The organism is Lonsdalea britannica (assembly GCF_002111595.1).
Lineage (GTDB): Bacteria > Pseudomonadota > Gammaproteobacteria > Enterobacterales > Enterobacteriaceae > Lonsdalea > Lonsdalea britannica.
Window position 1 is genome coordinate 1 of sequence record NZ_LUTN01000035.1, and the last position, 6,929, is coordinate 6,929.

Annotated in this window: 6 protein-coding genes; 5 read left to right on the top strand and 1 reads right to left on the bottom strand. The window is 59.1% G+C overall.

Going from position 1 to position 6,929, the window contains the following annotated elements; translation table 11 throughout:
* The 4 genes from tssI to AU509_RS17485 all read left to right on the top strand — a co-directional run.
* Positions 1-985 (top strand): type VI secretion system tip protein TssI/VgrG (tssI, locus tag AU509_RS17470; protein WP_139824077.1); only part of this gene is annotated, 985 nt, incomplete at its 5' end.
* Positions 986-999: 14 nt separating this feature from the next.
* The gene (locus AU509_RS17475; protein WP_085653848.1) at positions 1,000-1,407 is read left to right on the top strand and encodes a DUF1795 domain-containing protein; all 408 of its coding nucleotides are present in this window, start codon (positions 1,000-1,002) and stop codon (positions 1,405-1,407) included.
* 11 nt (positions 1,408-1,418) lie between these two features.
* Positions 1,419-5,675 carry an RHS repeat-associated core domain-containing protein gene (locus AU509_RS17480; protein WP_094118910.1) on the top strand — a complete coding sequence of 1,419 codons (4,257 nt, stop codon included), beginning with the start codon at positions 1,419-1,421 and terminating at the stop codon, positions 5,673-5,675.
* A 10-nt stretch (positions 5,676-5,685) separates the two neighbouring features.
* Positions 5,686-6,087 carry a hypothetical protein gene (locus AU509_RS17485; RefSeq protein WP_094118911.1) on the top strand — a complete coding sequence of 134 codons (402 nt, stop codon included), beginning with the start codon at positions 5,686-5,688 and terminating at the stop codon, positions 6,085-6,087.
* A 77-nt stretch (positions 6,088-6,164) separates the two neighbouring features.
* On the opposite strand, the gene AU509_RS17490 is transcribed toward AU509_RS17485, so the two are convergent.
* Positions 6,165-6,320: a SymE family type I addiction module toxin gene (locus AU509_RS17490; RefSeq protein WP_254901620.1), complete on the bottom strand. Its 156-nt coding sequence runs from the start codon at positions 6,318-6,320 to the stop codon at positions 6,165-6,167.
* Between the two features lie 339 nt (positions 6,321-6,659).
* On the opposite strand from AU509_RS17490, the gene AU509_RS17500 reads away from it, so the two are divergent.
* Positions 6,660-6,929, top strand: a 270-nt coding sequence (locus AU509_RS17500; RefSeq protein WP_139824078.1) for a hypothetical protein, incomplete at its 3' end; no start/stop codon positions are given.

Here is a 6,929-nt window from a genome sequence, read left to right on the forward strand (position 1 = left end):
CTCAAACTCCGGGGCATTGATGCCGGGGAGCGCATTTACCCTGACGGAGCACCCGAACCTGATGCTGAACATTGCCTGGCAGGTGGTAAACGTGACCCACATCGGCACCCAGCCGCAGGCGCTGGAAGAGGAAGGCGGCGGCGAGCCGACCACGCTGACCAACACCTTCGGCGTGGTGAAAGCCAGCACCACGTGGCGGCCCGCGATGCCGCATCGCCCGATGGTGGACGGTCCACAGATTGCCACGGTGGTTGGCCCATCAGGCGAGGAGATTTACTGCGACGAATACGGTCGGGTGAAGCTGCAGTTCCCGTGGGACCGCTACGGCGCGAGCGACGACCAGAGCTCGTGCTGGGTGCGGGTGAGTCAGGGCTGGGCGGGCGGTCAGTACGGCATGGTGGCCATCCCGCGCATCGGTCACGAGGTGGTGGTGAGTTTTCTGGAGGGCGACCCGGATCAGCCGATCATCACCGGGCGCACCTATCATGCCACCAATCCTGCGCCCTATGAGCTCCCGGCGCACAAGACCCGCATGAGCATCAAGAGTTCGACCCACAAGGGGGTCGGCTTCAACGAACTGCGCTTTGAAGATCAGGCCGGGCAGGAAGAGCTCTTCCTGCATGCCCAGAAAGACATGAACACCGTGGTGCTGAATAACCGCAGCACCTCGGTCAACGTCGATCACAGCGAGAACGTCGGGCGCGACCAGACGCAGGTGGTGCAGCGCAATCAGACGGTGTCGGTACAGGGCGATCAGGTGACGGAAATTCAGGGACAGCAGACGATAGCCGTGACGAAAAACCGCAGCACGGTGGTGAACGAGGCCGAGGCGCTGAACGTCAAGGGCAACATCACCATCCAGTCGCTGGAGGGCAACATCCAGATTGGCACCAGCAGCGGTTATATCCTCATCACCCAGAGTGGTGACATCAATATTGTGGGCAAGAACATTGTACTCAACGGCACCCGCATCGATTTGAACTAAAGGACGGCAACGCAATGTATCAGATGAATGAAGGCACACTGGCGATCCCAGCAGACTGGCGCGACGAATCCCTCCATGTGTTTGTGTTGCCGGGCGACACGGCCAATTTGGTGGTCAATCGCACGCCGATTGAGTTCGGCCTGACGCCGGAGACGGTCTATCAACAAACGCTGGAGCAGTTTTCCGCGCACCTGAAAAACTATGAAGAGCGCGCTGCCTGGGAACTCACGCTGGATGGCGAACCGGCGCGCGGACTCGAGTACACCTGGCGTTCGACGGAGGGGCCGATGCATCAGGTTGTGGTGATGCAGGTGCGCGGTCAGCGGCTGCTGACGTTTACCGTCACGGCGGCGGGCGAACTGCGGGAAGAGCAGAAAACGGCGATGTTAGCGGTGGTGGAGAGCTTTAAAAGCGCGTCCTGAAGGGAGTCGACATGCTGAATGACATACTGAGCCGAGTGGCCCGCGTAGGGGCCATGCATGCGGGTAGTCAGCCCGCGCCGCCAGCGGAACGACCACAGCCGTGTCACGGCAAACCGCCGACGTCGCCGGGCAAGACCATCAAACATGCCAGCTTTCTGGGCGCGCTGCTGGGTGCGGTGGCCGGCGCACTGGTCGCAGCGGCGGCTTTTGCGGTCGCGGCTGCTGCGGTAGCGGCGGTGGTTGTAGGACTCGGATTGACCGGAGGGCTGGGACTGGCGCTGGTGGTGGGGGCCGTCAAGCTGGCGGCCGGGTTTGGGCTCACCTATTTGCTCAAAGATCAGATTGCCGCGATCTCCGGCGGCGTCGCCGCGATGGTGGACAGCGTGACGCCGCCGTTTGGCCCAGTGGTCACTGGGTCCGGCAATGTCTTCGTCGAAAAACTACCGGCGTCTCGTGCCGAGGTCGATACGGTCGCCTGCACCAAACACAATTCGCCGCAGCTGATTGCTCAGGGCAGCGACACGGTGTATGTCAATCAGCATGCGGCGGCGCGCATTGATGATAAAACGGTGTGCGGCGGTACCCTGAAAGAGGGGGCCTCCACCGTCTATTTCGGCGCGGGACAGCAAACCTTACTAGCGATACAGGACGAATTTAGCTGGTGGGAAAAAGCCATCCTGATTGCGGTGGAGTTTTTGGTGCCGCCGAGTAAAGGCTTATTTAAAGGCTTGGGGAAATTATTTACCCATCCCCGGGCCGTGCTCAGGGGAATGTACGCCGGTGCGTTAATGACCGCTCGCGAGTTAAAACGCATCGCGGGGTGCGCCAGTCGCGCTTTTCGCGAGAGTAAAGGACTGGCACGCGTCAAGGAATCGATAAAAGCGTTCCTGAAAGACCCGGTGTATATCGCCAGCGGCGAAGTGATTGAGTCGCGGCAGGATATCGCGCTGGGACAGACGCTACCGCTGATGTTCGAGCGAACCTACCGCTCGGCCTCGTCGCACACCGGGCTGCTGGGGCACGGCTGGCACGACAGCTGGAGCGAGGTCGCCCGAGTCAGTCAGGAAGGCTTGAATACCCATGTCGTCATCACGCTGGCGCAGGGCTTTGACATCGATTTCACCTTTCATCAGGACATCCAGGCGGTGTTCTGCCCGCTCTACCCCGAGTTTACCCTCTACCGCCGCGGTGCGGGTTTCAGCCTGTGGCACCGTGACAGCCAGACCTGGCGCGAGTTCCGCGTGGCGCACGGTGATACGCGGTTGCTGAGTGAAATCCGCGACACGCATGATAACCACATCGCCCTGCTGCGTGACGGTCAGGGTCGTCTGCAACAGGTGCGGCACAGCGACGGCATCGAGATACGGCTGGTGTGGCAAGGCGAGTTCGTGCATCAGCTTATCCGCACCGACGGCGCCCAGCACACCGAGCTGGCGTTGTACCGTCAGGATGAACTTGGCCGCCTAATGGAGGCGGACGCCACCCAGCTGTACCACCTCTACTACGAATACGACGCGGCCAATCGGCTGACGCGCTGGCACGACCACGACCAGACCTGGGCGCGTTACGAGTACGACGAACAGGGACGCTGCGTCTTCACCACCTGCGCCGACGGCTTCCTGACCGGACGGTTCGAGTATTACCCCAACCGCGTCATCATGACCGACGGTCAGGGGCATCGCAGCGAGTACGGGTTTAACGATCTGTCGCTGATGAGCTACCAGCGCTCGCCACTGGGCCATAAAACTCGCTACGAGTATGACGAACACGGCAACCTGCTGCGGGAGATTTCGCCGCAGGGGCGCGTCACCGCCTTCAGCTATCTGGAGCAGAGCGGACTGGTCAGCACCTTCACCGACGGCAGCGGTCAGGTGTGGGCCTATGACTACGACGATCAGGAACGGCTGTGCGGCGTGACGGACCCGCTGGATCGCACCTGGTCGTGGGAATACGACGCGGCGGGCGACCCGGTGCAGCTGACCGGGCCCGACGCCAGCGAAGTTCACTTCACGTGGAACCGCTTCGGACTGCTGACTCAGGTCAGCGACCGGGCGGGCGAGGTGCAGGCTCGATTGCAGTATGACCATCGTCAGCGCCTGCTGAGCGCCACGGACGCGGAAGGCCGCATGCAGCACCTGCGATACGACCCGCAGGACCGGGTCGTGCAGTGGCTGCGCCCGGACGGCGCGGCGTATAAATTTGGCTATCGGCGTGCCAGCTGGCGTCTGCCGGAGCAGCTGTTGCGCCCGGATGAACGCGAGGAGCAGCGGCAGTACGACCGCCACAAAAACCTGCTGAGCTATGTGGACGGCAACGGGGCGATGTGGCGTCAGAGTTACGGCGCGTTCGACCTGCTGCGCTCGCGCACGGACGCACAGGGCCGGACCTGGCGCTACGACTACGACCCGGAGACGCAGCAACTGACGTCGGTCACTGCCCCGGACGGCAGCCGCTGGCAGTGGTGGCTGGATGCGGACGGCCGGGTGATCCGCGAACAGGATATGGCCGGCACGGTCACCCACTACGGTTATGACGAAGACGGGCACTGCATCGAGGTGCGCAACGGCGAAGGCGAACGGCGCACCTTCCTGTACGACGGCCGCGGCTTGCTGATACAGGAAACTTCGCCGGAAGAGACGATGCACTATCGCTACGATGCGGTGGGGCGGCTGACCGAGGTGACGTCGTCCGTCAGTCACGTGCAGCTGGAGTACGACCTGCGCGACCGAGTGGTGCGCGAGTGGCAGAACGGCACGGAAGTGCGCAGAGTCTACGACGAGCACAGCGTCACGCGCACCCTGCTGTGGCCGGAAGAAGAAAAGGAAGAAGAAGGACTGACCAGCACCTTCCGCTACAGCCGTACCGGTGAGCTGAAACAGGTGGTGCTGCCGGACGGCGCGGAGCTGACGATAAACCACGATGCCGCCGGGCGCGAGAGCGAACGCCGGGGCGGACGCTTCCTGCAAACGCGCGAGTACGACGCGATGGGCTGGCTGACGCGCGAGATGACCGGTCAGGCGCACGACGGACGGATACAGGCGCAGCAGACGCGAGAGTACCGCTACGACGGCGCGGGGAACATGACCGGCGTGCGCACCAACCGCGACAGCGAAGGCTATCGGCTGGACAAAACCGGGCGGGTGCTGTCGGTGTTGCGTGGCGGCGCAGGCCGAACGCCAACCGCGGAGACCAATTACCACTACACCCGCAGCGGCCTGCCGCAGGAGCAGGGACGGCTGACCGAGTGGGAAGCGGGCCGACTGGTGCAGCGCGACGATATGTATTACACCTACGACCGGGCGGGCCGTCTGGCGCGCCGACAGGAGGTCAAGCCGGGGTTCCGGGCGCAGGTGTGGCACTACCGCTGGGACAGCCGCAATCAGCTGCGGGCGGTGGACACCCCGAGCGGCGAGACCTGGTTTTACCGCTACGACCCGTTCGGGCGTCGGGTCAGCAAACGTTGCGCCGAGCGCGGCGAAGAGGTTCGCTACCTGTGGGACGGCGACCAGATAGCGGAAGTGCGGCACTATCGTCAGGGACAACAGACGTCGCGGCGACACTGGGTCTACAACGGCTGGGAGCTGGTGGTGCAGCAGCGGCACACCGTCGCGGGCGGCTGGGATACGGATTTTGTGAGCAGCGCGCAAAACGGCGAGCCGCAGGCGCTGTACGATAGCAAAGGTGAACTGCGCTGGCAGGTGCCGAAAGCCACACTGTGGGGCCAGCGTGCGGTCGCGAAAACGGAGAGCGCAGACCCGGGACTGGCCTTCGCCGGACAGCTCCGTGACAGCGAAAGCGGCCTGTGCTATAACCGATTTCGGTACTACGACCCCACCGGCGGCGGATATATCTCGCCGGACCCGATAGGGGTGTTGGGGGGAGAAAGCAATTATGCTTATGTGCATAATCCATCAAGTTGGGTTGATCCGTTTGGGTTAGCGGGATGTAGCATTAAGCCGGGGAAAAACTTTAAAGATCATTTCATTCGGCACAAAGATATTCTTGAAAAATATTTGGGTAAAAAATATCCGAAATGGAAAACCAGTGAAGGTGCTGAATTTTTAAAAGATATAGAAACATTACGTGACAGCGGCAAGCTAATTCATGTCGGTCAAGGTACTATTAAAAAGGGACAACCTCTTATGGAAATATATAGAGGTGAAGGGATGACTTATATATCCAAAAAATTACCTGATGGAGCCGAAGAGTTTGTAACGCTCATTGAGTCAGGAAAAGGTATGGATCTCGGAATAATATTATCTCCATAGAGGGCAGTACATGGAAAATTTTATTAATGCTCTTACTAATGAGCCAATTATTGACGTTATTGTCTCTGGTTATATTGACTCTGAAAGCCCTTCAGTGTTTCACCCCATGTACGATCGCGTGTATTTTATTTTCAATAACATGAAGTTCGAGGTATGCATTGATAATTTTGGGTTTATTAATGCTAATAAAGTGGCAGAAATAGAAATATGGTTTGAACTCGATGAAGATGATAAATTTTCTTTGATGTCTATTTATTCTCAATTATTTAAAACAGAGCAGGAAATAACGGTCACGTCAGTGAATAATCAATCTGAACCGTTCGGAATTCTAACGTTGAGCTATCGAGAAGGACTTATTGATAGACAGTTATGTTTAGATCCACATAATTTTTTCGGGTTCACTTTTTTATAACGCTCTTATGACAAAACCGGAAGAGATCCCCACGATTCTTCCGGCTTTATTTTACCTGCTGTTTATCATGAGCGATGTCAGAGATTAATCTCCGTCTCAATCACTATCCTTCCCCGCTCAACCGTCACGGTGATGGGCATCTCGGTCATGAAGCCAGACTCTTCCAGCCAGCGGCTTTTTAGGTTAACCGCTGACGCCGGATTAGGCTTGCCGTTTTGCGGGGCGTATCCCACCGCGTAGTAACGTTCTGTTTGGTAGCTTTATTAACGGTGACGCCTGACTTAGAATGTGCCTTAGCCATAGTCAACTCCTTCCAGTTGGTTGTGGTGAGTGGGGTGGTTGTGTTCGCGCACGTCAGCCCCGCGCTATCTTTATGATAACTCTGTCTTATCTTGCCAGCGCCTGTAACTGCTTCTTGGTTAAAAAGGCATCCAGCAACTTATTAATCACTTCCTTATCCTCTTCGGGCAAGTGCTCGACTTCCTGAAACTGTCGCACTAACTCGCGGACTTCAAATCTTGCCTTCGCCGCGTCATCGGTGCAGATAATCTTACGACCTGCGCGACCGGGTGGTGCGTGAGTGGCAGAACGGTACGGAAGTGCGCACCAACCGCGACAGTGAAGGGTATCGGCTGGACAAGACCGGCCGGGTGCTATCGGTTCTGACCGGCGGCGCGGGCAGAGCGCCGACTGCCGAGACCGACTACCACTATACCCGCACCGGCCTGCCGCAGGAGCAGGGACGGCTGACCGAGTGGGAAGCCGGCCGTCTGGTGCAGCGCGACGACATGTATTACACCTACGACCGGGCGGGACGTCTGGTGCGCCGACAGCAGGTCAAA

Bases quoted from the DNA above. Each gene is read 5' to 3' on its own strand.
- AU509_RS17475 (WP_085653848.1), top strand. From the start codon at position 1,000: ATGTATCAGATGAATGAAGGCACACTGGCGATCCCAGCAGACTGGCGC.
- AU509_RS17480 (WP_094118910.1), top strand. From the start codon at position 1,419: ATGCTGAATGACATACTGAGCCGAGTGGCCCGCGTAGGGGCCATGCAT.
- AU509_RS17485 (WP_094118911.1), top strand. From the start codon at position 5,686: ATGGAAAATTTTATTAATGCTCTTACTAATGAGCCAATTATTGACGTT.